This window comes from Geothrix sp., from assembly GCF_020622065.1.
In the GTDB taxonomy this organism is placed as follows: Bacteria; Acidobacteriota; Holophagae; order Holophagales; family Holophagaceae; genus Geothrix.
Genome location: NZ_JAHRYQ010000002.1, coordinates 1,004,895 through 1,031,555, shown reverse-complemented (window position 1 = coordinate 1,031,555; position 26,661 = coordinate 1,004,895). Strand labels below are relative to the sequence as shown.

The following is a 26,661-nucleotide window of genomic DNA, read 5'->3' as shown; positions in this document are numbered from 1 at the left end:
CGCTTCAGCGGAGGGTGGCGACCGTCGTGGGGGTAGCGCGGGTGGTGAGCTGCTTCTTGTGGAGCAGGGCCTCGGCCTCCGGCATCACCTCCAGGGCCCGGAGGATGGCGGGGTCCTTCTCGCACTGGATCTTGAAGCCCGCCTCGATGCCGAAGGCCACATTCTGCATCTCGATGGAGAGCTGTTCCTGCATGGCGGCGAGGTTGGCCTCCCACTCCTGATCGGTGATCGGCAGCTTCTGTTCCAGAGCCCAGGCGCGGAAGCGGGCCATGACGATCTCGTCCGCATGCTGGCCGGGCTTGATGCCGAAGTGCTCCTTCTCGTGCACGGCGTAGCGGAAGAAGGCCGAGTGGCGGAAGCGGAGGTTGACCATGAAGTCGCTGAACTTGACGGAGGGGATCGAGTAGTCGGGGTTGATGCCGCCCCCGCCGTAGACCGTGCGGCCCAGGTCGGTCTTGAAGGCCGGTCCCTGAGGCTTGGTGTCCTTTTCGTCCTCGGGATTGTAGTAGTCGTCCAGGCCGTGCGTGTAGTCCCGCTGGATGCTGCGGCCTGAAGGCGTGTAGTAGCGAGCCGTGGTGAGCAGGAGGCCCCGGGAGCGGTTGATGGTCACCACGCTCTGGACGAGGCCCTTGCCCCAGCTGGTCTGGCCCACGACGAGGCCCCGGTCGTGATCCTGCACGGCGCCGGTGACGATCTCGCTGGCGCTGGCCGAGCCCCGGTTGATGAGGATGACCAGGGGGAACGGGTCGAGCTGGGCGCCCTTGCTGGTGCGGGTCTGGTTCTCGTCCCGGCCGTCACGGCCCTTCTGGCTCACGATGAGCTGGTCGGGGCCGAGAAGCTGGCGGCAGATGCCGATGGCCGCATCGAGCACGCCTCCGCCGTTTTGCCTCAAGTCGAGGATGAGCTGCTTCATGCCCTGCTTCTTCAGGGTGGTCACGGCCTTCTCGAACTCCTCCGAGGTGGTCTCGCCGAAGTCCTTGATGAGGATGAAGCCCGTGGTGGGGTTCAGCATGAAGCTGTAGTAGACGCTGTTGGTGGGCACCTCGGCCCGGGGGATGGAGAAGCGGAGCAGGTCGGGGACGCCGGTGCGCTGGACGGCGATCTCCACCAGGGTGCCCTTTTCGCCGCGCAGCTTCTGGAGGGCCGCATTGGAGCTCATGCCCTCCGTGTTGGCGCCGTCGATCTCCTTGATGATGTCGCCGGAGCGCACGCCCAGGCGCTCGGCCGGGCCGCCCTTCATGGGGCTGATGATGGCGATGCCCTGGTCGTGCTGCTGGATGATGGCGCCGATGCCGAAGAAGGAGCCCTTCTGCTCTTCGCGGAGCAGGCGGAACTCGCTCTCGTCCATGTAGTTCGAGTGGGGATCCAGCGTGTGCAGCATGCCCTGGATGGTGGCGTGGGTGAGCTGCCGGGGGGCGGGCGGCTCGGGGCTCTGCTTCTGCACCAGATCCATGACTTCGGTCAGGGTCTCGAGGCTGCGCTGCCGCGCGCCCTCACCGTTGGTCCGGGCCAGCAGCGGGCCCGCCACGGCGACGGTGACCGCCATGACCATCCACATCCAATTGCGCTTGACGAAACGGGCCATGAGGCTCCCGGGGAGAATGCCTCCAGGATACCCCTGCTCCGGGCTAGAAGCCTTCCAGGATCCTCTGGGCCACGGGGGCCATGCGCTCCCGGCTGGTCCGGGTGGCGTAGACGATGCTTTCGAACTGCCGGTAGGCGAGCTCGAGGTCATCATTCATCACCAGGTAGTCGTAGGCGTGGTAGAGCTCCATCTCGTGCCGAGCGTGGCGCATGCGGATGCCGATCTGCTCGTCGGAATCCTTGCCGCGGCTGCGCAGGCGCTGCTCCAGGGCCGCGGCTGAGGGCGGCAGGATGAAGATCATGCGGGCATCAGGAATGGCCCGCCGCAGGTTCAGGGCGCCCGTGGTCTCGATGTCCAGCAGGACATCCAGGCCCGTGGCCAGCACGCCGTTCAGCCAGTCCCGGCCCGTGCCGTAGCGGTGGCCGTAGACCTGCACCCACTCCACGAAGCCGCCCTCGCGCACCATCGCGTCGAAGCGGTCTTCGTCGATGAAGAAGTAGTCCCGGCCATCGACTTCGCCCGGCCTCGGCTTCCGCGTGGTGAAGGAGATGGAGAAGATCAGGTCCGGCACGCTCTGCACCAGCCGCTGGGCCAGCGTGGACTTGCCCGCCCCCGATGGGGCGGAGACCACGAATACATTGCCGGGATGGTGGATCAAGGGCCCCTCCAGCTTCCACTTTAACGGAAGGAAACCTTGGAAGGTCATGGGGATGGAGGGCCCTGGCTACAACCCGTCCTCGGCCTCCGGCGGAACGGGCTGGGGCGCCTGCTTGAAGATCGCCGAGGCGCTGCGCCGGCCGTCCATGACGATGTGGACGGGGGCCTCCACCCGGCTGTGGACGAGGCAGCCCGAGCGCCAGATCTCAGGCTGCCGGCGAAGCCAATCCCAGTCCAGGAGGCTGGAGCCGCGGGGGTAGGGCACGGTGAAGTAGCCGATGTTCAGCGAAGTCACATTGTGGAAGAAGTGGGAGCCCAGCGAGGCGTCCGCCTGGAAGTTCTCCATGGCGTACTCCACGATCACCTGGGCGCAGGAGATCATGGACCACTGGATGGGGATGCCCAGGTGGCGGTCATTGCTGCCCCAGCGCCCGGGGCCGAGGAGGACATACTTCCCGGCCTCCGCCCGAAAGCGGTCGTTGAGCTTTTCCAGTTCCGCGGCGAGCGCGGGGGTCTCGAACTTGTCGAAGCCCTCGGGGTCCACCCAGACGATGTCCCGCAGGCCCTCCACGATGCCGTTGCCCACGCAGCGTTCCGAGAAGAGGAAGAGCTCCGCCGGATCGAGGTCCGCCGTCGAGAGGTTCACATCACCGCTCTCGAGCAGCTGATGCTTGATCTGCAGGAGGGTGAAGGTGGGCTTTCCAGTCTGGGGGTCGGGATCGAGGTTCACCGCGAACTCGATCTCCACGGGTGTCTCCATGGCTTCCCGGACAAGCTCGAGCAGGCGCTGGAGGATCTGAGCCAGGGGGAACTGATCGTACTTGAGGATGTTCCGGAAGTTCACGATGCGCGGCCCCGGCGCGTCGAGTCCATCGTGGATGCGGTCGTCGTTCCAGTCCCAGACGGAGGCGCAGTGGTGCAACGCGCCGTCCTTCTCCGCTTCCTGAATGTCGAGGTGGAGGAGGGTTCCATCCTCGCCGCCGTAGAGGTCGACGGAGGTCCGGCTCATGTCCAGGGCATAGAAGTGCTTCTGGGTGGTGCGCAGCTGCTCCTTGGGCGGGAGCATGTCCATCTCGGGGTAGGGCGGCGCGAAGCGGTAGGCCTTCCCGCCCTCGACCACATACTTGCCCAGGCCCACGGCGATGTTGGCGATGCCGTCCTGGGGCTGGGTGTAGGCCACGGGGTAGTAGTTGAAGGATTGGGCCACCCCGGAGAGGTGCGGATAGAAGCGGTCGCCGAAGCGGCTGCCCGACACCTCCTGGATGAGGATGGCCATCTGCTCCTCCTCGATCTTGTAGTCGATGGCCTGGAAGTAGGAGCGGGAGGCCTTGGAGTAGACGGAGGCGTACACCAGCTTGATGGCCTCGGCCAGCTGCGCTTCCCGCACGGCGGGATCCGGGTGGTTGTTGGGCAGGAAGAAGGTGTTGTAGAGGCCCGCGAAGGGATGGGAGAGGCTGTCCTCCAGCAGGCCCGAGGAGCGCACGGCCAGGGGCACCGTCGCGTGCTTGGCAAGGAAGAGGCGCAGCTTGGCCATCAGCTCCGGGGTGAGGGAGCCTGCGAGGAACCGGCGTTTGATGACATCGTCGTCCGCCTCCTCCTGGAGCATCTGCCGGAGGTCGTGGCGGTTGATGAAGTCCGTGAACTCCCCGGTGCCGATGATCGCCGACCGCGGGATGCGGATGGTCGCCCCGGGGATCTGGCTCTCCAGGTCCAGGCGCGAGAGCAGGGAGTGCGTGAAGGCCACACCGCGGCCCTTGCCGCCCATGGACCCGGCGGCCAGGCGGAGGATGTTGGGCTCGTCCTTGGGGGTGGAGTCCGTGAGGGGCACCACCTTCCCGAGGGTCTTCATGCGCTGCACATAGTCGCCCACATTGATAAGGAAGGTGCGCATCTCCTCGGGGTCGCGGTAGTCCGAGATGCGGAACTTGGCGAGCACCTTGGCCACCTGGACCTCGCCGCGGGCCATGATCCACGCCGAGAAGTGGTTGCGGGAGGCGTGGTAGACCAGGGTTTCCACGGGCACGCTGCGCAGCTTCTCCCGCAGGTCCTCCATGTTGGTGGCCCGGGCGATCTCGGCCCCCTGCTTGTCGCGGAAGATGAAATCGCCGAAGCCCAGCCGCTCGTAGAAGAAGCTGGAAAGCTCGGCGCCCAGCGTGTACGAGTTCTTGTTCAGAAAACCGCTGTTCAGGGCCGTGGCCCAGGATTCCTTGAGGGGATCCGAGGACTGCAGCAGGGTGGGCAGGTCGGGGATCCGCTCCTTGAGGGCGCGGATCAGCTTGATGCCGGCCTCTCGGTCCAGCACACCGCCCTTGGGGTACTTGCGGTCGGAGATCACACAGAGCAGGCAGTCCTGGAACTGGTCGCAGAAAGCCATGGCCTCCTCGTACGAGGTGGCGAGGATGACCTTGGGCCGGACGCGCATGGCCAGGGTGCGGGCCATGCGGTCCACATTCTGGTCCTTGGCCAGGCGCGTGGTCTGCTTGAGGATCTCGCTGTAGAGGATGGGCAGGTACCGCGAGTAGTAGCGGATGCTGTCCTCCACCAGCAGGATCACGCGGGTGAGGCCGACCCGGGTGTCGTTGAGGACATTCGCGCTGTCCTCCATGAACTTCACCATGGCCATGAAGATCTCGGAGTTGCCGTTCCACACGAAGATCTGGTCGTAGTGGCGCAGCAGATCCTGGCGCCGCCGGTCCATGACGCCCACCTCCACATTGTCGTTCAGCAGGAGGTAGATGGGGATCTTGGCGTCGGCCTTGCGCAAGGCACGGGACAGCTCGATGTGGCCACCCTGGCCCAGGCGGCTCATGACGATGATCATGTCGAAGTGGCGGCTGGCGCACTTTTCCAGGGCCTCATCGACGGTGGACACATTGGTCACCCGCGGCGGGTTGCTCATGTTGAGCTGGTAGTACCCCTCGAAGAGGATCTCCGTCAGCAGGCCGTCCTGCTCCAGCGTGAAGGCGTCGAAGGCCGGCGCCACCAGCAGGATCTCCCGCGCGCGCAGGGGCATCAGGTCATGGAAAATTTCCTTGTCCGTGGCGTATTTGTGGAAGATCTCGTTGAATTCGCGGCTGATCATTGGGGCCCCGGCGATTTCAGGCAGTGTAGCGATCTACACAGAAAAGGGGGGCCGCATGCGGCCCCCCTTTTCTGTGTACGGGAAAGAACGGGAACTACACGAGCCCCTGGTCGATCATGGAGTCGGCCACCTTGATGAAGCCGGCGATGTTCGCGCCGTTCACATAGTTGCCGGGGGTGCCGAAGCGGGCAGCCGCGTCGGCGCAGGACTTGTGGATGTTGATCATGATCTGGTGCAGGCGGGCATCCACTTCCTCGGCGGTCCAGCCCAGGCGCATGGAGTTCTGGCTCATCTCCAGGCCCGAGGTGGCCACGCCGCCGGCGTTGGAGGCCTTGCCGGGGGAGAAGAGGATCTTGCCCGTGTTGGCCTGGAAGAACTCCACCGCATCCAGGGTGCTGGGCATGTTGGCGCCTTCGATGACGGCCTTGCAGCCGTTGGCCATCAGGTTCTTGGCCTCGTCGAGGTTCAGCTCGTTCTGGATGGCGCAGGGCAGGGCCACATCGACCTTCTGCTCCCAGGGGCGCTTGCCCGCGTGGAACTGGGCGGTCTTGAACTTCTGGGCGTAGGGGGCCACGGACATGCGGTCGATGCGGAGCATCTCGGTCATGTACTCGATCTTCTCGCCGCTGATGCCGTCGGCGTCATAGATGTAGCCGTCGGGGCCGGAGATGGTGACGACCTTGGCGCCCAGCTGGGTGGCCTTGGTGACAGCGCCCCAGGCGACATTGCCAAAACCGGACACGGCCACCTTCTTGCCCTGCATGCTGTCGCCCTTGGTCTTCAGGGCCTCTTCGGCGAAGTAGACCACGCCGTAGCCCGTGGCTTCGGGGCGCACGAGGCTGCCGCCCCAGTACTGGCCCTTGCCGGTGAGCACGCCGGTGAACTCGTTGGCGAGCTTCTTGTACATGCCGAACATGTAGCCGACTTCGCGGCCGCCCACGCCGATGTCGCCCGCGGGCACATCCGTGTCGGGGCCGATGTGGCGGAAGAGCTCCATCATGAAGGACTGGCAGAAGCGCATCACTTCAGCGTCCGACTTGCCGTTGGGATCGAAGTTGGAGCCGCCCTTGCCGCCGCCCATGGGCAGGCCGGTGAGGCTGTTCTTGAAGATCTGCTCGAAGCCCAGGAACTTCAGCGTGTCGAGGGTGACATTGGGGTGGAAGCGGATGCCGCCCTTGTAGGGCCCGATGGCGCTGTTGAACTGCACGCGCCAGCCGTTGTGGATGCGGATCTGACCCTTGTCGTCCACCCAGGGCACGCGGAAGGAGATGGCGCGCTCGGGCTCGACCATGCGCTCGAGGATCGCGTTCTTCTTGTACTTGGGCTCCTTCTCGAGGACCGGGGCGAGGGAGTGGAGGATCTCGGTGGCCGCCTGGATGAAGAGGCTTTCCCAGGGGGCCTTCTTCTTGAGGCCCTCAAGGACTTCGTTGACATACTGGCTCATGGTTCCTCCGGTGAAGGAAGGGGGGTGAAACCGGCGCCGGAGCACCGGTCGGAAGGGGGCATGAAGGGAAGGTCCGCGGTGCCCGTCCCGAGGCCGCGCGGCATGGTTCAAAGGCCGGAAACAGGACGACATGACTCTAGCCGCAGGAGCCGGACCCGGGGAGGGGCAGGTCTCAAGAGGTGATGGGAAGCACTAAATCGGGGGCTATTAGCGGGGATTTGATTCGATTGTTTGACGGAATGTCAAGCGGCTCTCCGAAGGGAATCTCACCCCGGGGCCGTCGTAGGTACCGATCCTGAGGGGCCCCATCGATCAAGTGGTGAGATGAAAGATGCTCAGAAGTGCATGGCCTCGCCAGCTGCCAGCCCAGGACCACCTTCCGTCTCCGCAAAGGCATGGAAGGTGTCCCGGAAGCGGTGGTGATGGCTTCGGAAGGCATCGAGGATCATGGGGTCGAAGTGGCCAGGACGGGTCCGGCCATCCCCCTGCGTGATGATCGTCATGACCGTCGGGTGGTCGAGGGCGGGCTTGTAGGGGCGACGGCTGCGCAGGGCATCGTAGACATCACAGATGTTCATCAGCCGCGCCGCCAAGGGAACCACCGCCCCCCTGGCGCCACTCGGGTATCCGCTGCCATCCCAGCGTTCATGGTGATACAGGGCGATCTCGGCCCCCATCTTGAGGTAGGGGGAGAGGCTGTTCCCCAGGATGTCCGAGCCCATCCGGGGATGCTCCCGCATGAGGGCCCACTCATCCAGGGAGAGGCTGCCCCGCTTGAGCAGCACCTGATCCGGGATGCCGATCTTCCCGATGTCATGCATGGGACTGGCGAAGAAGATCTGGTCGATGAACGCCTCATCCATGCCCAGCACGCCAGCCAACTCCCGGCAGTAGTAGCTGATGCGCTGGACATGGGCACCGGTCTCCTTGTCCCGATGCTCCGCGGCGCGGGTCATGGAGAAGATGGCTTCCAGGTAGCTGTGCTGCAGCTCCAGGGTCCGCTCGGCCACCCGCTGTTCCAGCACCTCGTTCTGCCGGCCCAGCTCCTTATGCAGCAGGCGCACCTCCAGGAAGTTGTGGACCCGGGCCAGGACCTCGGCGAGATCGAAGGGTTTGGTCACGAAGTCCTTGGCGCCGGCCTTGAGGGCCCGCAGCTTCTGATCCGGTTGGGCGGTGATGACCAGTACGGGCAGGTAGCCGCCCGGGGCGTCCCGCTGAAGCGCTTCCATGACCTGGAAGCCGTCCATCCCCGGCATCCGGAGGTCCAGGAGGATCAGGTCGTAGGCCCATTGGGCATGCAGGTCACGCACCCTGGTCGGGTCCATGGTCGAGCTGAGGGAACCGTATCCTGCATCCCGGAGCATGCGCTCCAGCAGGAGGACATTGGCCTCCTGATCGTCCACGATGAGGATCTTGCCCTGGAGGATCTCGGAGAGCTTGATCATGGCCACCGGCCCGTGACGGGATGACTGGTCGGCTGCCCATTCCGCCGTACGACCACCCGGGCCCATTCGCGAGGCCCCGCATTGGCAGCGACCGTGAGGACGGGAGTCGGCCGTTCTTTGAAGGCCTTCTTCCCGGGGCCATGATCGGCGAGGGCTCGCATGGTGGATCCTCTCTTCTGGCCCGGTTCAGCCGGGCAGATCGTCCACCGAGATCGGGTGGCCGCCCTTCGCGTCTGGGGTATGCCAGACATAGGTTCGGCGCGGCCGTGGATCAGGCCCGAGAAGCTCCCTGGCGACCCGATGGCCGCGAGCCCGGCCTCGGTTGGCCAGGCCCTTCAAGTCTCGGCGGAGGCGGGGACCCGACTTGGGTGTGGTGAGGGCCACCACAACGGCGCCGAGTGCTGCGCCCACCAGGAATGTGATCAGGGATGGGAGGGCGGATGGGTGCGGGTTCTGGCTCATCAGGAAGACTCCGGAAGGGGTGCAGAGGATGAGTGGAGCCGGGGGGCCTTTCGGCTTGGCCCGGCCCGGAATCCGGCCTATTCCCAGTAAGGGGAGTGGCCGTAGTAGGTGTGGAGATCCCGGTTCCACTTCTCGTCCGACATCGAAGGCCAGTGGTCCGCATCGAAGCCGGGGGCCCGCTCCAACCGGTCCTTGGGAACCTGGAGGACATACTGGTTGTTCGTCAGGTCGTACTCGAAGGAACTGAAGGGAATGGCGAACAGCTTTTCCCCCAGGCTGAGGAAGCCCCCGAAGCTCATGACCACATAGGCCACTCGGCCGGTCCGGGGGTCGAGGACGATCTCCTTGATGCTGCCCAGCGTCTCCGCATGAATGTCCACCACACGGGTGCCGAGGATGCTGGAAGCTTTCACGGGCGAATTGGAAAACAGAATGAGCTGGCTCATGTCACTGCCCCTGGGACGCATGAAATGGAAAGACGGGCCTCAAGGATTGGTGGCCTTGAGGCCTTGAGGGGGAGACAATTCAAGGCTTCTCGCTGGACCGGTGGAATTCCGAACTGAAGCGGGTCCAGGCCTTCTCCGTACCCAGCTTCAGGCTCTCCCAGGCCTCCTCACTCGCCTCCTTGAGGCTGCTCAGCCGGTGGCCCGCATCCTCGTGGAGGCGTTGAAGGTGATCGATGGACTGGTCGTAATGAACCTTGGCGGCCACTTCTGCGCGGCTGGCCTTGGCCTTGATGACATCGATATCGGCCTTCCACTGCGCCAACTGCGCCTCCAATTGGCTTTCATAGTTCTTGCGGTGCTCTAACATGGGGGCCTCAAAGAAAAGGGCGGAGGCCCGGCGGACGGAAGAAATTCGCCTGCCGGGGGCGCGGGTGATGGGTTACTTCTTCGTCGTGTCGAGCGGCGTCTGGTCATCCCTGCCGGGCGTGCCACCGGGCTTGACGGAGCCACGGTCCTTCTCGCGGGCATTGAGCTTGGGCTCGTGCTTCGGGGGCAGGTCGTGATTCGACTCGTGGCGGGACAGGTCATCGACTTTCTTAGAGGCCGTGGTCTCCCGTGGTTTGGGGGTGTCGCCGATCTGGGGATCCAGCCCCGGGGGGGGAGTTTGGGGATTCGGGGTGGGGCGGGACTGGATCAGGGGAATCTCGTGGATCGTCATGGTGGCTCCTAGAACGGGGTGGGATTGGGAGGGTGCATGGAGGTGTCGACCCGGTGGCTCGCCTGCCGACCCTCGCGGGTCGAGCGACAGGCAAACTGCAGGCTGAAGAGGGCGAGGCCCGTCAGCCAGGCAAGCCCGAATGCAACTCGGCGGACGAGGGTAGTGGGCACGCTCAAGGCAGGACTCCTCTGGGTGGAGTCTCTCTGCGCACGATTCAGGCCATTTCCTAAGGCGCTATTTATAAGTGGTTAAGTCATCTCGGGGTCGAGGCAGGGGTGATTTCTTCCATCAAGATGAAGGACCCATCCTTCAGTCCGGAGGGAGGGGGGCTCACCCTCAGAAGCGCATGGCGTTGCCGACGGTGAACTGCCAGCGCGCCTGGTAGGGCTCACGGTTCAAGGGCACGGCCACGCTGAGCAGGATGACGCGACCCAAGCTGCTCTTCAGATTGCCCAGGCGGAGCCCCAGACCCGCATCCGAGTAGGTGCGGGACCAGCCCAGCCCGTCCAGGCGGCGCACCGAACCCAGATCCACGAAGGCGCTGTAGCCCAGTCGGACGAGGCCCCACCACCGCTGATCCGTCAGCAGCCGGTAGTTGAACGAGGCGGTCCACCGGGCATCTCCCGGGTGCAGCTGGTTCGGAAACCCTCGCAGACCCTGATCGCCGCCGAGGTAGTACCAGGTCTCGGGATCGGGTCGCTGGGCCCGGTCCACGGTCACCATGCCCGCCAGGATGTGGTCGGGTGCCAGCTTGTGGTATCGGATCAGCGAAACACCCAGGTGGCTGTTCTCCAGGCCTGTGGCGGGCCGCCGACCATCCCAGGAGAGGGCGACTAGAGTGAGGTCCTCGCTGGAGCTGGACCAGCCCCGGGCGGCCTGGACCTTGAAGAACGGGGCAGCCAGGGAGGAGCCCCAGGCCCGACTGTAGGTTCCCAGCTCCGCATCGCCATTCCAGGCCAGGTTGTAGTCCTCGGGGGTGTCCATGCCCTGCAGATCCAGGAAGCTGTCGAAGGCATCCTTCTGGGTGGAGAGGGTGAGGGCGGGACCTCGCAGGCGGCGATTGGTCAGGGTGGGCGCGAGGAGAGGGCCGGGGAGTGCCGTACTGGTGATGGAGCCATAGGTGGTGTCGGCGCGATGCAGGGCCAAACCCAGCCGCCACGCCCGATGATTGGCGGCATAGACAGCCTTGGCGCCCATCAGGCGGATCTCATCCTGGATGAAGGGGGCCTGGAACACCTGCTTGCCCTGATCGTACAGGTAGAGGCTGGCGTGGATCTGGGACAGCGAGGCCCCCGTGGACCAGGGCGTGTCCAGGGCGAAGAAGGGTCTCTCCAGCTTCAGGCTGCGCGTGTAGCCATCGGTGAGGTACTGGGTGTGGAGGGCCAGGGTCCAGCGGCTGCCGAAGACCTGCGGGTCGCCGTAGGCCAGGCCCCAGGTGCTGCGCTCGTGATCCTTCGAGAGGTCGAAGGCGACGCTCTTGCCCCTGCCCATGAAGTTCTTCTCGTCGAGGCCGAAGTCCATGGCCCGCTGGCCGCCCACCTGGGAGTAGCCCCCATTGATCTGGGTGGTCCAGGCATCGCGGACCCGCACGCGGGCCGTGAGGGTTCCATCGGGCTGAACCTCGGGATCGATGTGGGCATCCTTGACGAAGGGCAGGGCGCGCAGCAGTCGCTCGGTCTCATAGATCCGCCGCTCGTGCACCCGCTCCCCTTCGGAAAACAGGAGCGCCCGACGGATCACCGCTTCCCGCGTGGAGGCGTGAAGATGGTTGGCCGTTCGGCCGATCCAGGTGTTCTCGTCGGGCTTGCTGAGGTCGAAAACATCACCGATGTCCACGACGATGCGCCCGATGCGGGCCTGGCTGGCCTCGTAGCCCTGCCAGGCCCGCGGCATGGAGGCAGCCGCGAAGGCCAGGCTCGCCGTCGCGGGAACCATCCAAACTCCAAGCCAGCGGAGGTGTGACGATCGGTCGTCCATGGCGCTGGCCTGGCTAAGGGCGGCCGCTGATCTGCTGGAGCATCAGCACCACCATGGCGATTGGAAAACTCCCGGGCATGTCGATCTCCTAGGGTGTCCGCTTGCTTCCCACCAGCAGCAGGCCCAGACCGCCGAGAATGGCCGCGGCCCCGAGGATGGGCGGCCACCGAACGGCGTGAGTCCGATCCGCGGTCACATGGATGGCTCCCAGCTCGGCCACGGTCTCGCGGGTCGTGAAGGTGATGCCCTGGTACATGATGGCTGCGATGCCGATGACGATCAGGCCGGCCGCGAAGGTGAGGTTCATGCGCATGGGGTCATCCAAGGTTGATTTGTGCAGGCGCAGGACGGACAGTCCCCGTCGCCGGCCCGCAGCGGTTCGGTGGTTGTCATTCGAGAAGCGGCTCATCGATGCCGGTCCCCGCCCCGCATTCGGGTCTCGTGGGACTCGTGGGTGCGGGCCACCGCCCTGCAGGCCGCAAGCGCGAGCAGGGAAAATCGGGAACTGGGAGCCTGTCGGTTCATGGGTCACTCCAGGGGGGCCTGCTGTCAGACGGTGCTGTCTCCCCGATCAGGAAGGAACCCCGGTCATTCGTGATCCCCAGGGCTGAGCCCGGGCGTGTCTGATCTAGGCGGAGCAGGTTCCGGGCCATGGCTCATGTCCCCTTGGTGCAAAGGTTGGCGCTCGCCGTTCCGCCGGTGACCCCAAGGCTTCCATCAAGTTGATGGGATCCGCCTTCAATACGAAGGGGGCTCCATCCCCGCGTCCAAAAAAAAGTGGCGCCCCCCGCCGTGGCTACCCATCTTGATACGCCAATACATCAAATCAAACCAACCAAGGATGTGACCTATGGCCCCTCTCACCCACCTCCGTCGCAGGGTCCTCGTCCTGGTGGCCGGCGCGCTGCTCCAAGGCGCGCTGGGCGCCCAGGAATCTGCTGCCAAGGCGGCGCCTTCCGAGCTCTCCCGCTACCGGGCGGCGGAGAAGCTGGGCAGGGCCCACCTTGCCAAGTTCGACACGCTGGACTTCGATGTGTACTCGAACCAGAGGTGGGATCGCTTCCCGGAGAGCCACGCCCCGGACATCCTCGTGCACTACCCGGACGGGCATACGACGAAGGGGCTCGAGGCGCACATCGCCGAGCTGAAGCCGATGTTCGTCTTTGCCCCGGACACCCACATCAAGGTCCATCCCGTGAAGATCACCCAGGGCGAGTGGACCAGCGTCATCGGCGTGATGGAAGGCACCTTCACCCAGCCCATGCCGATCGGCGACGGCAAGACCATCGCACCGACGGGCAAGGCCTTCAAGCTCATGATGTCCACCGTGGGCCACTGGAAGGGCGGCACCATGGATGAGGAATACCTCTTCTGGGACAACCAGGCCTTCATGAAGCAGCTCGGCCTGGCGCAGTGATGAATCCGGACTCGAATTTCCAATCCATTCCCCACGGGTGCCGTGTTGTCGCGAAAGGACCATCCATGAAACGACTTGTCCTGGCCGTTCTGTCCGTTGTCGCCTTCCCGATCTTGGCCCAAACAAGCACCTGGACCATTGACCCCAACCACACGCGGCCGTCCTTCGCGGTGCGGCACCTCTTGATCAGCACCGTCCGCGGCGATTTCGGGCATACGGAGGGTCAGATCAAGATCGATGAAAAGGACATCACCCGATCAAGTGTCGAGGTCACGATCGATGTCACTTCCATCGACACCCGGGTGGCGGCACGCAACAAACACCTGCTCAGCCCGGACTTCTTCGACGCGGCCAAGTTCCCGAGCATGACATTCAAGTCGACCAAGGTTAGCCACGCGGGCCCGGGCAAGCTGAAGGTCACCGGCGACCTGACCATGAAGGGCGTGACTCAGTCCGTGGTGCTAAATGTGGTGGGACCGACCAAGGCGGTCACGGACCCCTGGGGCGGTACTCGTCGAGGCTTGGCTGCCACCCTCACGGTAAGCCGCAAAGCATTCGGCATTGCCTTCGACCCCGTCGGCATCAGTGATGAAGTGATGATCATCATCGACACGGAGTTCACGAAGGTCCAGCCGACTACGGCCAAGTAGAAGGCCGCGGGTCCTGGCTAACCCTTGAAGGCCACCTGCCGGTGCGATCCATCGCAGAAGGGCTTCCGCCCGGAGGCTCCGCAGCGGCAGAAAGCCGTGGTCCCCACGCAGGCCTGCTCACCGCCATCCGGCAGCGCCAGGGTCAGTTCTCCGCGGAGGACCAGGGGACCATCCGGCACCAGCTCGGCCCGGACACCGACCGGGGGCGGCCCAACCTCGTTCCGCTTGATGCTGAGCGCGCCGGAGGGGCATTTCGAAACTTGATCGAGGATCTGCTCCAGGTCAGCCGCATCCAAGTCCACCCAGGGGCGGCGAGACGGATCGAACACGGCGGGGAGGCCGTGGAAGCAGCGGCGGGCGTGAATGCAGACACCAGGTCGCCAGACGATGGTGACGCCGTCACGGGTGTAGTGCTTGACGATCCCACGCCGCATGGGCTCCTCCTCGGGCCCCAGCATACGAGGGCCGATGGGATTTGAGCGAACCACCAGCCAGGCGCTCCGGCAGGGTGCAGGACACCGCTTTGTGAAATGTAAAAAGCAGATGCCAAAGTCAATCGCAACCCATTGCCCGTCTGTCGCTACAACCTAGCTTCTACGCTGTACCGCCCATGGGTCGAGTTCACCATCCACCGTTCATAGACCACAGGGGAGTCCGACATGAGCCGCTACCCCATCGCCGTGATCGTCGGCAGGCTGCGCAAGGAGTCCTTCAACCGCAAGCTGCGAACGCCATCGTCAAATTGGCGCCGTCCGATTTCGTATTCAAGCAAGTGGAGATCGAGGATCTGCCTCTCTATAGCGAGGAGGATGATGCCCATCAGGCCGCCTTGGTACTGCGCTTGAAGGCCGAGATCGCCGCAGCCCAAGGCCTGCTGTTCGTAACCCCGGAATACAACCGTTCGATCCCCGGTGTCCTCAAGAATGCCATCGACCATGCCTCGCGCCCGTACGGCCAAAGCGCCTGGACGGGCAAGCCCGCAGGGGTGCTGGGCGCCTGCCATCGACAGCATTGGTACCCCCTTTGCGCAGCAGCATCTGCGCAATGTCCTCGCGCACCTGGATGTGCCCACGCTCGGCCAACCGGAAGCCTTCATTCCTGCCAAAGAAGGGCTGCTTGACGCCCACGGCAACATTGGGGCGGGCAGCCGAGGGTTCCTGCAGGACTGGATGAATGCCACGGATGGCCGTGAAGGACTCGCCTCTGAGGGACGGCGCGCAATAGGTCATGGACAACCGAAGTGACCGGAATCCTTCAGGCGGCCTAGACAGAGGGATCTTTCGAGGATCACCCGTCGCCGCGTGAGGTATTAACAAAATCCTAACGCCGCGCGTCCAAACCCTAACGCCGCCCTAATGTCCTGAAGCTCATTCTGCTTCGACTGGCTGGTGAGCCAGGCTTGGAGCCTCGATGAAAGCCTCTCTTCTCCTGTGTGCATGGGCAGGCTTGCCGGTGCTGGCTCAGATTACATCTCCAGCTCCTGTCGGCCCCGGGCCAGCAAAGGCCGCGGAGCCCTTCGCCTTCGCCGACTTCACCTGGCTCAATGGGAATGCCCGCACCAAGGAGGCCGTGCTCGATTCGAAGTATTTCACGGGCGAATTCCGGGCCGATGTCAACGCGATCTACAGCTTCAACCACCCGCAGGACCACACGCTCGTGGGTTCCTGCGAGACAGGCCGGACCAATGAGATCCAGGTGCAGCAGGTGGGCCTCGGCGGAGACTTCCACTGGGACAATGTCCGGGGCCGAATCATGACGCAGTTCGGGATGTACTCCACGATGACGCCCCGCAATGACGCAAGCCCGACCCGGGGCCAGTGGCAGGCGGACAACGCCTACCGCTATCTCTCCGAGGCCTACGGGGGATACCACTGGGATGTGATGAACGGCATCAACCTCGATGCGGGCATCTTCATGTCCTACATCGGCCTCTTCAGCTACTACAACTTCGACAACTGGGCCTACCAGCCCTCGTATGTTTCCGCCAACACGCCCTGGTTCTTCAACGGCATGCGCCTCCAGGTCTTCCCCACGGACAAGCTGAAGTTGGAGCTTTGGCTCATCAACGGCTGGCAGTCCTACAACACCTTCAACAACACCCCCGGCATCGGCGCCTCCCTCAACTGGCGCCCAACGGGCAGCCTGAATGTCATCTCGAACAACTATTTCCTGGGCGCGGACACGCCGGGTAACCCGAAACGCACCCGCCGCCACACGGACAACAGCATCCAATGGAAGTACTACGACCAGCCCGAGTCCCTCCTGAGCAAGATGGCCGCGACATTCACCTTCGACCTGGGTGACGAACAGGGCGGCGGAGTGAGTCGTTCGGGGACTGCGGCCGAGCCCAAGCAGTATTTTGCCGGCTGGATGCTCTACAACCGGTTCTGGTTCGCCCACGACCGCCATGCCATCACCATCGGCGGCGGCGCCATCACGAACCCCGGCCGGTACCTTGTCCTGGTGCCCCCAGTCAACGGGGCCACCGCGGCCTCGGGAACCCCCTATTTCACGGCCAACCCGGGTGATCCCTTCCATGCATGGGATTACTCGGTGACCTACGATTTCATGCCCAGTCCATACATCACCTTTCGCGGCGAGTTCAACAGGCGTGGTGCCAGCGTGCCCTATTTCGCCGGAGCAAACGGCGTCACACCTCCGGGAGGCAATCAGGGCCCTCTGGGTTCTACCGTGGCTGGCTGGGCGCCCGATCTCCGCCGGACCGAAAGCCGTATCAACCTGGCCCTGCTTGTGAAGCTCTGATCTTGGCCCCTCCCCATGCGCCTGCTCATGCCGTGGTCCCCCCCTCTCGCCGCCTTCATCGGGTGGTTGGGAACCCGGATTGCACTGGAGATGGGGTCTCACGACTCGAAACGAATAGGGGAGGTGGTCTTGGCCTTGGCAATCATGTGGTTCCCCTTGGTGGCCTGGCTCCTCACTCAATGCTTTGGGGACTAACCATGGAGCAGCCATGACACCTGCTTTGTTCATCGCCGCCCTGCTGGCATTGGGCCTGCTCGCCTACCTCGCCTTCGCCCTTCTCAGCCCGGAGTCCTTCCAATGAGCTACGCCTGGGCCCAGAACCTCGTCTTCCTGGTCGTCCTTCTCGCCTTGGCCTTCCCGCTGGGTGCCCACATGGCCAAAGTCCTGGAGGGGGATCGGACCTTCCTGCATCCATTGCTGGGCCCGGTGGAGCGTGGAATGTATCGCGCCATGGGCCTCCGTTCTCAGGAGGACATGGGCTGGAAGGCTTATGCCTGGTCCATCACGCTCATCAAGCTGATCGGACTTGGCGCCGTGTTCCTGCTGCTGAAGACCCAGGCAGCCTTGCCGCTGAATCCTGAAGGGATGGGCAATGTCGCCACCGATCTGTCCATCAACACGGCTGTGAGTTTCATCACCAATACCAATTGGCAGGCCTACAGCGGCGAGAGCACCCTCAGCTACCTCACCCAGATGCTGGGCCTCGCCGTGCAGAACTTCCTGTCTGCTGCCACGGGCATGGCCGTGTTGACGGCGTTCATCCGGGGAATCACTCGGCGAAACGCGACGGGCCTGGGCAATGCCTGGGTGGACCTGGTTCGAAGCACCCTCTATATCCTCCTGCCCCTGTCGTTTGTGTTCGCCCTGTTCCTGGTATCCCAAGGTGTCATCCAGAATTTCAGCGCCTATGTCCACACCAGCGGCGGGCAGGTCCTGGCCATGGGGCCAGCCGCCTCCCAGGTCGCCATCAAGATGCTGGGGACCAACGGGGGAGGCTTCTTCGGCATGAACGGTGCGCATCCATTCGAGAACAGCACGCCCCTGTCGAACTTCGTACAAACCGTGAGCATCCTGCTCATTCCCGCCGGCCTTTGCGTCACCTTTGGACGCCTGGTCAAGGACCGCCGCCAAGGATGGGCCCTCCTTGCGGCCATGAGCGCCATCTTCATTCTGGCCCTGACCGTCTGCACACAGGCAGAGTTGAAGGGGAATCCGTCCCTGTCGAACGCGGGCGCCACTCAAGCCGCAGCCCTTTCACAGACCGGCGGCAACATGGAGGGCAAAGAGGTCCGCTTCGGTGCAGGCGCGTCGGCCCTCTGGGCCACGGCCACCACCGCCGCCTCGAACGGATCCGTGAATGCCATGCACGATTCCTTCACCCCCCTGGGGGGACTCGTCCCCATGCTGCTCATGCAACTTGGCGAAGTGGTGTTCGGAGGTGTCGGTTCGGGTTTGTACGGAATGCTGATGTTCGTTCTGGTGGGCGTCTTCATCAGCGGGCTGATGGTGGGTCGCACCCCGGAATACCTGGGGAAGAAGGTGGAGGCCTTCGACATGAAGATGGCGGCCCTCGCCATCCTCCTCCCCTGCGCCGCGGTGCTGATGGGTTCCGCCATCTCCGTGCTGTCGCCTGCGGCCACCGCTTCCGTCAGCAACCCGGGGCCTCACGGGTTCAGCCAGATCCTCTACGCCTGGAGCAGCGCCGCCAACAACAACGGAAGCGCCTTCGGCGGGCTGAATGCCAACACCCCCTTCTACAACTACGGACTCGCCATCGCCATGCTCCTGGGCCGATTCGGCGTCATCTGGCCGGTTCTGGCGATGGCTGGATCCCTTGTCCAGAAGAAGCACACACCCGAAGGCCTCGGGACCCTGCCCACCCACACGCCCCTTTTTGTCGGCGTGCTGATCGGGGTGGTGCTTCTGGTCGGTGCCTTGACCTTCATCCCAGCCCTGGCGCTTGGCCCCATCGCCGAGCACCTGTCCCTGCGTTGAGGTGCGGCATGGATGGTTCACATTCCCTTGTCTCGATAACCGAACCCTCATGAAGGAGGGCATGGTGGTTTCCCATTCCCGGCAGGACATCCAGGCTCGCCCCCTTTTCAAATCCCTCATCGTGCGCCGGGCGGCAGTCGACGCCTTCCGGAAGCTCAATCCGCTTCATCAGCTCCGCAATCCGGTCATGTTCACGGTGTGGGTGTGCAGCGCCTTCACCACCGGGCTGTGGATCCAGGCACTGGGGGGCCATGGCGAGGGGCGGCCCTCCTTCATCCTGGCCATCACCTTGTGGCTCTGGTTCACCCTGCTCTTCGCCAATTTCGCCGAGGCCATGGCGGAAGGTCGGGGCAAGGCCCAGGCGGATTCCCTCAGGAAATCGAAGAAGGATGTGAAGGCCCGCCGGCTGCTCGGGAAGGACCGGACAGGACCTTCCGAGATGGTCGGCGCTACGGCATTGCGCATCGACGATCTCGTGCTCGTGGAGGCTGGCGAGACGATCCCGGGAGATGGCGAGGTCGTGGAGGGCGTCGCGACCGTCAACGAGAGCGCTATTACGGGCGAGAGCGCACCGGTGATCCGGGAGAGCGGCGGGGATCGCTCCGCTGTCACAGGAGGAACCCTGGTGCTTTCGGACTGGCTGCTCATCCGCATCGCCTCCAACCCCGGCGAGAGCTTCCTCGACCGCATGATCGCCATGGTGGAAGGCGCCAAACGCCAGAAGACACCCAATGAGATTGCGCTGGACATCCTTCTCGCGGGACTCACGATCATTTTCCTCCTGGCCACGGCCACCCTGCTGCCCTACTCGATCTACGCCACCCGGGCGGCGGGCCAGGGCCACCCGGTGAGTCTGACGGTTCTCGTCTCTCTGCTGGTGTGCCTCATCCCCACCACCATCGGCGGGCTCCTGAGTGCCATCGGCATCGCTGGCATGGATCGCATGATTCAGGCCAATGTCATTGCCACATCCGGCCGAGCCGTGGAGGCGGCGGGGGATGTGGATGTGCTGCTGCTCGACAAGACCGGCACCATCACCCTGGGTAACCGGCAGGCTGTGGCGTTCATTCCGGCGGAAGGCATCGAGCCGGAGCATCTCGCGGATGCCGCACAGCTCTCCTCCCTGGCCGATGAGACACCCGAGGGACGAAGCATCATCGTCCTGGCCAAGGAACAATATGGTCTTCGCGAGCGGGATCTCCACGCCCTGGACGCCCACTTCATACCTTTCACGGCCCAGACCCGGATGAGCGGGGTCAATCTGGGCGACCGCCAGATCCGCAAAGGTGCGGCGTCGGCCATCGAGGACCATGTTCAGGGCCTGGGCGGCAGGTTTCCGGAGGATGTGCGACGCGCCGTCGACCAGGTATCCACGGCGGGAGGGACTCCGCTCGTCGTGTCGGAAGGACCACGCGCCCTGGGCGTGATCCAACTCAAGGACATCGTGAAGGGCGGCATCAAAGAGCGCTTCGCCGAACTGCGCGGCATGGGCATCAAGACCGTCATGATTACCGGTGACAACCCCCTGACGGCCGCTGCCATCGCGGCCGAGGCGGGCGTGGACGATTTCCTGGCCCAGGCCACCCCCGAAGCCAAGCTCAAGCTCATCCGGGAGTACCAGGCCGGCGGCCGGCTGGTGGCCATGACGGGCGACGGCACCAACGATGCACCGGCCCTCGCCCAGGCCGATGTGGCCGTGGCCATGAACAGCGGCACCCAGGCGGCCAAGGAGGCCGGAAACATGGTGGACCTCGACTCGAACCCCACCAAGCTCATCGAGATCGTCGAAATCGGCAAGCAGATGCTCATGACCCGGGGATCGCTGACCACCTTCAGCATCGCCAACGATGTGGCCAAGTACTTCGCCATTCTCCCGGCGGCCTTCGTCGCCACCTATCCCGCCCTGGGAGCCTTGAACATCATGCGGCTGCACAGCCCGGAGAGCGCCATCCTCTCAGCGGTGATCTTCAATGCCCTCGTGATCGTCGTGCTCATTCCGCTGGCGCTCCGCGGCGTGACCTACCGGCCGGTGGGAGCCGCCCAACTGCTTCAGCGCAACCTGCTGCTCTACGGCGCCGGCGGCCTCGCCGTTCCGTTCGTGGGCATCAAGCTCATCGATTGGCTGCTCGTCACCCTTCACCTTGCCGCCTGAGGCTCACCCATGAACCTGCAACTACGACCGGCCCTGATCTCCTTCCTGGCGCTGAGCCTCCTGACGGGAATCGCCTATCCCCTGGTGGTCACGGGGCTCGCCCGGCTTCTGTTTCCCCGTCAGGCCGCAGGGAGTCTCATCACCAAGGATGGCCGTGTCCTCGGCTCAGAGTGGATCGGCCAATCCTTCTGCTCGCCCGGAGAGTTCTGGGGCCGCCCCTCGGCCACCGTGGATGCCGCAGGAAAACCGCTTCCCTATAACGCGGCCAACAGCGGCGCGTCGAACCTGGCCCCCAGCAACCCGGCGCTGGGGAAGCTCGTCCAAGAACGGATGGCAATCCTCCGAGCCGCCGATCCGCAGGCCACGGGCCCCGTGCCGGTAGACCTGGTCACTACATCAGGAAGCGGCCTGGATCCCCACATCAGCCCGGCCTCGGCCGAATTCCAGATCCCCCGAGTCGCCCGGGCCCGCGGACTGGAGGTCGCGCAGGTGAGGGCGCTGGTGGCCGCTCACACGGAAGGCCGGCAGCTCGGCTGCCTGGGGGAGCCCCGCGTGAATGTCCTCAAGCTGAATCTGGCACTAGCAGAGCTGAGGTAAAAGGCAGGACACTGCGGTGACTGCGCTGCGATAGCCTCCCCATGCCCGAACCCCGCCGGCCCGACCCCGATCAGCTGCTCCGACAGGTGCAGGAGGCAGAGGCCATCCAGCAGCGTGCGAAGCTGAAGGTGTTCTTCGGGGCGGCGCCCGGTGTCGGCAAGACCTACGCCATGCTCTCCGAGGCCCAGGAGCGCCGGGCAGAAGGGGCGGATGTGGTCATCGGTGTGGTGGAAACCCACGGCCGCAGCGAGACGGCCGCCCTGATCGAGGGCCTCGAGGTGCTTCCCCGGAAGGAGCTCGCGTATTCCGGCCAGTTTCTTCCGGAGTTCGATCTGGAGGCGGCTCTGGCGCGAAGGCCGAGCCTGATCCTCATGGACGAGTTGGCCCATGCCAATGTGATGGGCTCCCGCCACGCAAAGCGATGGCAGGATGTGCTCGAGCTGCTGGATGCGGGCATCGATGTCTACACCACCATGAATGTGCAGCACCTGGAGAGCCTCAAGGATGTGGTGGCCCAGATCACGGGCATCATCGTCCGCGAGAATGTTCCGGACACACTCCTCGAACGGGCCGATGAGATTGAACTGGTGGATCTGTCGCCGGATGATCTGCTGGTTCGCCTCAAGGAGGGGAAGGTCTACCTGCCCGATCAGGCCCGGCATGCGAGAGATCACTTCTTCCGGAAAGGGAACCTCCTGGCACTTCGGGAGCTTGCCCTTCGCCATACCGCGGAGAATGTGGATGTCCAGATGCGGCGCTACATGGAATCCGAGGGCATTCGGAAAACCTGGGCCGCGGGTGAACGGCTGCTGGTCTGCGTGGGCCCCGATGGCCTCTCCGAGCGGCTGATCCGCGCCACCCGCCGAATGGCCGGCGCTCTCGGAGCCTCCTGGATCGCCCTTTATGTGGAATCACACCGGCATCTCCGGTTCAGCGAGGAGGAACGCAGCCGGGTGGAGGCCAACCTGAGGCTGGCGGAGAAACTAGGGGGGGAGACGGTCGTTCTCGAAGGCTGCGGACGGGCGGAGGAAGACATCCTGGCCTTCGCCCGGGACCGCAACATCACCAAGATCGTGGTGGGGAAGCCCACCCGTTCTCGCTGGCTCGATGTGCTGACAGGCTCTCCGGTGGATGACCTGATCCGGACCAGCGGCGATATCGACATCTATGTCATCACGGGCGAAGCCGTGGCCTCCAACCCCAAACCCAGCCTGCGATCTCACATTACCAGCCCGCTGCGGAACTACCTGTTGAGCGTCCTGGCGGTCGCCGTATCAACGGCCGTCGCGGGGCTCGTCTTCCGGCGCGCGGAATTGGCCGACATCGTGATGGTCTACCTGCTGGGGATCCTCATCGTGGCGACCCGGTTCGGTCGGGGGCCTTCGCTGCTCGCCTCCCTGCTGAGCGTGGCCGCCTTCGACTTCATCTTCATCCCACCCTATTTCACCTTCGTCGTTTCCGACTTCCGCCATGTGGGAACCTTCTCGGTGATGCTGCTGGTGGGGGTGGTCATCGGAAACCTCACCGAGCGGATCAAGGCCCAGGCCCGCCTGGCCCGAAGCCGCGAACAGCGCACCCAGGCCCTCTACCGGCTCGGGCAGGAGCTGGCCCAGAGCGCCAGCTCCACGGCCCTCGTGGCGACCGCCATCCAGACCGTGGCGAACCAGTTCCATAGCCATGCGGTGGTCCTCCTGCCGGAACCCAGTGGAAGCCTGGCTGCCCTCGTCCACTCCCAGGGATTTCCATTGAGCAGCCAGGAACATGGGGTGGCCCAGTGGGTTTTCGAACACGGGGAGCCCGCGGGCCTCGGGACGCTGACGCTGCCCGGTGCCCGCGCCACCTACCTGCCCCTTCGGGGCACTCGCGGCACCCTGGGGGTGATGGGGGTTCTGCCCGATGGCGCGCCCCAGTGGAGCGAGCCGGATCAGCACCAGCTGCTGGAAGCCTTCGCCAACCAGACGGCCCTGGCCCTGGAGCGGGCCATTTTGGCCGAGCAGAGTCATGCGGATCGCCGACGCGCCGACGAGGAACGCCTGAGAAATGCGTTGCTCAGCTCCGTCTCGCATGATCTGCGGACCCCGCTCGGCGTCATCACGGGTGCCGTCAGTACCGCCCTGGAGACCCCCGACCTGCCGGAATCCACCCGCCGGGACCTGCTGACCACGGCCCAGGAGGAGGCCCAGCGTCTGCACCGGCTGGTCAGCAACCTCCTCGACATCACCCGCCTGGAGTCGGGGGCGCTCGACCTTCAAACGGAATGGATCCCCGTGGAGGAGTTGATCGGGGCCGTGCTCAACCGCCGGGAATTGGGTTCAGATGCCGCCCGTGTCAGGATTCACCTTCCGGAGGCTCCGCCTCTCGTCTCCATGGACCCGGTCCTCATGGAGCAGGTGCTCATGAATCTGCTGGACAACGCCATGAAGTATTCCCCGGCCGGATCTCCCGTGGACATCAAGGTCTGGACGACCCAGCACACCCTCACCATCTCGGTGACGGATCAAGGGCCGGGCATCGCCGAAGGTGAAGCGGAGCGGATCTTCGAGAAGCTGGCCCGGGGCGAAGCCGCCGCCAGCCGCCCCGGCGCCGGCCTGGGCCTGGCCATTTGCAAAGGCATCGTGACGGCCCATGGAGGGCGCATTCAGGCGGTCAACCACCCCCAAGGCGGGGCCCAGTTCCTGGTCACCTTGCCCCTGGGAGCGCCGCCGTCCCTGCCGGAGGAAGGTTCATGACCGCTCCGGCCCCGCTTGTCCTGCTCGTGGAGGACGAACCTCAGATGCGGCGTTTCCTCCGGGTCGCGCTTGAGGGCGGTGGCTACCGTTACCTTGAGGCCGGTACGGCCAGGGAGGGGCTTGAACAGACGGCCCAGCACCAGCCCCAGGTCATCCTGCTGGACCTCGGCCTACCCGACCTGGATGGGCTGGAAGTGCTGGCCCGCTTGCGGGAGTGGAGTCGGATTCCCGTGATCGTCATTTCGGCCCGGGGTCAGGAGGCCGACAAAGTGAAGGCCCTGGACCTGGGTGCGGATGATTACCTCACCAAGCCATTCGGCACCAGCGAATTGCTGGCCCGGGTCCGGGTGGCCCTGCGCCACGCGGATCCGAGCTCCCAGTCCGATCCGGTCTTCCTGCTGGATCGTTGGCGCGTCGACTTGGGCAAGCGCCAAGTATGGGTCGCGGGAGAGGAGATCCACCTGACGCCCTTGGAATACAAACTCTTCACGACCCTGATCCGCCACGCGGGCAAAGTGGTCACCCAGCGGCAGCTGCTGAAGGAAGTTTGGGGTGGCGTCGCGGCGGCCCAGCCGCTTTACCTGCGCGTCTACATGACCCAACTGCGGCACAAACTGGAAGTCGATCCATCCAGACCGACCTATCTCCAGACCGAACCGGGTGTTGGCTATCGCCTGCGGACCGATGAATAGGAGTAACTCTCAACGCTTCTCGGTTCTTCAGCCTCGTTCAACACCTGGGACAGCGGGAGGTGGATATCTAGGCCATGCGGTTCCTCCTTCGAAAAAGGGAGGGCCGCCGACCTCCGGAGGGCCGTGGCGTCATTGCGGCGGATCTTCGGGGTGAGCGAATGGCGGGAGGGCCAGGTAGTGGACCTGCCGAGGTGCGTTTGCTGGTAGCTGATGAAGCTCCGACCTTGCGCTGATACTCGGGCTCCGAAATCCTGAGCCACTTCATCCTGTCCTGCCGGACCTCAGGTTTGGGTATCCAATATGCCCCGTTCAATACCTTCTCGGTAAAATCAGTAATTACACTCTCCTCAAAACCGGATTGGGCGAATTACGAATACCTTCGTCCCCGCCGTCCAATTTGAAGTTAGCTGCCCCCCATTGGAGCATTCACATGAGTAAGAACAAGTCAGTCGTCAAAAGGTTCAATCACGAAGTCATCGAAAACCTCGATATGGTTGCCTTCTCCGATCTCGTCTCACCAGAATTCATTAACCATTCAGCACCGCCTGGGGTCTCAAAAGGACCAGATGGATTTGCAGCATTCTTCACCAATGTCCTTCACCAAGCTTTCACAGATATCAAAGTTTTGATTCATGATCAGCTTGAAGAAAACGGTAAGGTTGCCACTCGAAAAACCATCGAAGGTACACATTCCGGGCCGTTCTTTGGTCATGCCAAGACTGGCAGACGAATCCTCATACAAGTAACCGACATCGTGCATGTGAAAGATGGTAAATACATTGAACACTGGGGAAGTGCCGATATTTACGGGGCCATTGCCCAAATTTCGAAAGCTTGATTGTCGTTCTCGTGGCGTCTAACCCTCAGCTCAACTCGGACCCCGCCTGCATTGCCTTCCGTTCTCTCTCAGCTTCTCGCTTTCTCGGCTCCGCTCCGCGCCTCGGTGCAGGCGGGGCCGGTTCGCTTCACTCGTAAGAGGCCTTTGGTCGGGGCAATTGGTCCAGTCATCCCAGTGCCACCAGGATGGTTGGGAAGCGTAAAATGTCCGTACCAGATTAGGAAGCATAAGGTGTCCATTTGGCGATCTTATGCTTCCCACCACCTCCACCAAACAAAGGGACCCTCACGGGTCCCTTTGTTTGGTGGAGGTGGTGGGAGTCGAACCCACGTCCAAGACATGCCGGTTGGCGGTTCATCCACAGGCTTGGTCCGTTCTTGGAGCCTCCCGGCGGGGAACGGACGAGCCGCTCGGGACGCTTGCCTCCTGGATTTCGGCCGCCGTCAGGGGGCGTCGCGGCAGCCTATCTGGTGCCTCCGTCCGGCAGGCCGAAGCCACCCTTTCGGAGGTTTAACGAGCCCGCTACCCAGAGATCGCGAGTACTCGCTCGGAGCCTAGGTTGCCCTAGGCAGCGAGAGCCAGTTCGAAGTTATCGTTGGCAGTTTGATGTGGGCGGCTTGATGAGGGGGCCAGCCGTCCAACCCCCGCCTGCACCGGACACCCGGATCACGACCTGTCGAAACCGGTCACCCCCGTGTGTGGTGTTGCTCCCCTTCGCCCCCTCGAGGGTTCAGTTGAAGCGGAGGTTGAGTATGGTGGGGGGCGGGGGGATGCACAAGCCCCGGGGGCTACTGCCCTCGCTTTCGCCGCACGGTGACGGACTCTCCGCCGATGCCCCAGTTGTCGGTCTCCACCTCGTCGATGACCACCACCGTGGTCTGGGGGTTCTTGCCGAGCACCTCCACCAGGAGCTGGGTGGCACCCTGGATGAGCCGGGCCTTCTGCTCGGAAGTGGCGCCTTCGCGGGTGATGCGGATGTTCACATAGGGCATGGCGGCCTCCTGGGGTGAAG

General features: G+C 64.1%; 22 protein-coding genes, 1 other RNA gene and 1 pseudogene. 11 read left to right on the top strand and 13 right to left on the bottom strand.

Features of this window, described 5'->3' with window-relative positions:
• Positions 1 to 4 precede the first annotated feature (4 nt).
• The 10 genes from QZ647_RS14180 to QZ647_RS14135 form a co-directional block, all read right to left on the bottom strand.
• The gene (locus QZ647_RS14180; protein WP_291272786.1) at positions 5 to 1,585 is read right to left on the bottom strand and encodes a S41 family peptidase; all 1,581 of its coding nucleotides are present in this window, start codon (positions 1,583 to 1,585) and stop codon (positions 5 to 7) included.
• A gap of 43 nt (positions 1,586 to 1,628) precedes the next feature.
• Complete coding sequence (gene gmk, locus QZ647_RS14175) at positions 1,629 to 2,243, bottom strand: guanylate kinase (RefSeq protein WP_291272785.1); 615 nt, start codon at positions 2,241 to 2,243, stop codon at positions 1,629 to 1,631.
• A gap of 66 nt (positions 2,244 to 2,309) precedes the next feature.
• Positions 2,310 to 5,324 (bottom strand): PEP/pyruvate-binding domain-containing protein, encoded by a 3,015-nt coding sequence (locus QZ647_RS14170; RefSeq protein ID WP_291272784.1) that lies wholly within the window; start codon positions 5,322 to 5,324, stop codon positions 2,310 to 2,312.
• Between the two features lie 94 nt (positions 5,325 to 5,418).
• A complete protein-coding gene (gene gdhA / locus QZ647_RS14165) occupies positions 5,419 to 6,768 on the bottom strand; it encodes an NADP-specific glutamate dehydrogenase (protein ID WP_286354652.1) in 1,350 nt (449 codons plus the stop codon).
• Positions 6,769 to 7,103: 335 nt separating this feature from the next.
• Positions 7,104 to 8,213, bottom strand: coding sequence for an HD domain-containing phosphohydrolase (locus QZ647_RS14160; RefSeq protein WP_291272783.1), 1,110 nt, complete (start codon positions 8,211 to 8,213; stop codon positions 7,104 to 7,106).
• 539 nt (positions 8,214 to 8,752) lie between these two features.
• The gene (locus tag QZ647_RS14155; protein WP_291272782.1) at positions 8,753 to 9,121 is read right to left on the bottom strand and encodes a PRC-barrel domain-containing protein; all 369 of its coding nucleotides are present in this window, start codon (positions 9,119 to 9,121) and stop codon (positions 8,753 to 8,755) included.
• Between the two features lie 79 nt (positions 9,122 to 9,200).
• Positions 9,201 to 9,488: a hypothetical protein gene (locus QZ647_RS14150; protein WP_291272781.1), complete on the bottom strand. Its 288-nt coding sequence runs from the start codon at positions 9,486 to 9,488 to the stop codon at positions 9,201 to 9,203.
• Positions 9,489 to 9,560: 72 nt separating this feature from the next.
• A complete protein-coding gene (locus QZ647_RS14145) occupies positions 9,561 to 9,839 on the bottom strand; it encodes a hypothetical protein (protein ID WP_291272780.1) in 279 nt (92 codons plus the stop codon).
• A gap of 336 nt (positions 9,840 to 10,175) precedes the next feature.
• On the bottom strand, positions 10,176 to 11,774 hold the full coding sequence (locus tag QZ647_RS14140; protein WP_291272779.1) for a BamA/TamA family outer membrane protein: 1,599 nt from the start codon (positions 11,772 to 11,774) through the stop codon (positions 10,176 to 10,178).
• Positions 11,775 to 11,904: 130 nt separating this feature from the next.
• Positions 11,905 to 12,129, bottom strand: coding sequence for a hypothetical protein (locus QZ647_RS14135; protein ID WP_291272778.1), 225 nt, complete (start codon positions 12,127 to 12,129; stop codon positions 11,905 to 11,907).
• Positions 12,130 to 12,666: 537 nt separating this feature from the next.
• Here QZ647_RS14135 and QZ647_RS14130 point away from each other — a divergent pair.
• The gene (locus QZ647_RS14130; protein WP_291272777.1) at positions 12,667 to 13,233 is read left to right on the top strand and encodes an ester cyclase; all 567 of its coding nucleotides are present in this window, start codon (positions 12,667 to 12,669) and stop codon (positions 13,231 to 13,233) included.
• 65 nt (positions 13,234 to 13,298) lie between these two features.
• Positions 13,299 to 13,883: a YceI family protein gene (locus tag QZ647_RS14125; RefSeq protein WP_291272776.1), complete on the top strand. Its 585-nt coding sequence runs from the start codon at positions 13,299 to 13,301 to the stop codon at positions 13,881 to 13,883.
• A gap of 17 nt (positions 13,884 to 13,900) precedes the next feature.
• Here QZ647_RS14125 and QZ647_RS14120 read toward each other — a convergent pair whose 3' ends face one another.
• Positions 13,901 to 14,317, bottom strand: coding sequence for a (4Fe-4S)-binding protein (locus QZ647_RS14120; protein ID WP_291272775.1), 417 nt, complete (start codon positions 14,315 to 14,317; stop codon positions 13,901 to 13,903).
• Between the two features lie 225 nt (positions 14,318 to 14,542).
• On the opposite strand from QZ647_RS14120, the pseudogene QZ647_RS15660 reads away from it, so the two are divergent.
• The 9 genes and pseudogenes from QZ647_RS15660 to QZ647_RS14075 all read left to right on the top strand — a co-directional run bounded on the left by QZ647_RS15660 (position 14,543) and on the right by QZ647_RS14075 (position 25,649).
• Positions 14,543 to 15,127, top strand: a pseudogene (locus tag QZ647_RS15660) (NAD(P)H-dependent oxidoreductase).
• 166 nt (positions 15,128 to 15,293) lie between these two features.
• The gene (locus QZ647_RS14110; protein WP_291272773.1) at positions 15,294 to 16,646 is read left to right on the top strand and encodes an outer membrane beta-barrel protein; all 1,353 of its coding nucleotides are present in this window, start codon (positions 15,294 to 15,296) and stop codon (positions 16,644 to 16,646) included.
• 208 nt (positions 16,647 to 16,854) lie between these two features.
• On the top strand, positions 16,855 to 16,947 hold the full coding sequence (locus QZ647_RS14105; protein WP_286354657.1) for a potassium-transporting ATPase subunit F: 93 nt from the start codon (positions 16,855 to 16,857) through the stop codon (positions 16,945 to 16,947).
• Positions 16,944 to 18,641, top strand: coding sequence for a potassium-transporting ATPase subunit KdpA (kdpA, locus tag QZ647_RS14100; RefSeq protein WP_291272772.1), 1,698 nt, complete (start codon positions 16,944 to 16,946; stop codon positions 18,639 to 18,641). The genes QZ647_RS14105 and kdpA overlap by 4 nt, the downstream gene beginning before the upstream one ends.
• 64 nt (positions 18,642 to 18,705) lie before the next feature.
• Positions 18,706 to 20,793 (top strand): potassium-transporting ATPase subunit KdpB, encoded by a 2,088-nt coding sequence (kdpB, locus tag QZ647_RS14095; protein WP_291272771.1) that lies wholly within the window; start codon positions 18,706 to 18,708, stop codon positions 20,791 to 20,793.
• A gap of 9 nt (positions 20,794 to 20,802) precedes the next feature.
• A complete protein-coding gene (gene kdpC, locus QZ647_RS14090) occupies positions 20,803 to 21,390 on the top strand; it encodes a potassium-transporting ATPase subunit KdpC (RefSeq protein WP_291272770.1) in 588 nt (195 codons plus the stop codon).
• A gap of 41 nt (positions 21,391 to 21,431) precedes the next feature.
• Positions 21,432 to 24,119 carry a sensor histidine kinase KdpD gene (locus QZ647_RS14085; RefSeq protein ID WP_291272769.1) on the top strand — a complete coding sequence of 896 codons (2,688 nt, stop codon included), beginning with the start codon at positions 21,432 to 21,434 and terminating at the stop codon, positions 24,117 to 24,119.
• On the top strand, positions 24,116 to 24,811 hold the full coding sequence (locus QZ647_RS14080) for a response regulator (RefSeq protein ID WP_291272768.1): 696 nt from the start codon (positions 24,116 to 24,118) through the stop codon (positions 24,809 to 24,811). Before QZ647_RS14085 ends, QZ647_RS14080 begins: the two co-directional genes overlap by 4 nt.
• A gap of 430 nt (positions 24,812 to 25,241) precedes the next feature.
• Complete coding sequence (locus QZ647_RS14075) at positions 25,242 to 25,649, top strand: ester cyclase (protein WP_291272767.1); 408 nt, start codon at positions 25,242 to 25,244, stop codon at positions 25,647 to 25,649.
• Between the two features lie 302 nt (positions 25,650 to 25,951).
• On the opposite strand, the gene ssrA is transcribed toward QZ647_RS14075, so the two are convergent.
• Both ssrA and QZ647_RS14065 read right to left on the bottom strand, forming a co-directional pair.
• Positions 25,952 to 26,343, bottom strand: a transfer-messenger RNA (tmRNA) gene (ssrA, locus tag QZ647_RS14070).
• 94 nt (positions 26,344 to 26,437) lie between these two features.
• Positions 26,438 to 26,641, bottom strand: a complete 204-nt coding sequence (locus QZ647_RS14065; RefSeq protein WP_291272766.1) for a 4-oxalocrotonate tautomerase family protein — start codon at positions 26,639 to 26,641, stop codon at positions 26,438 to 26,440.
• Positions 26,642 to 26,661 lie beyond the last annotated feature (20 nt).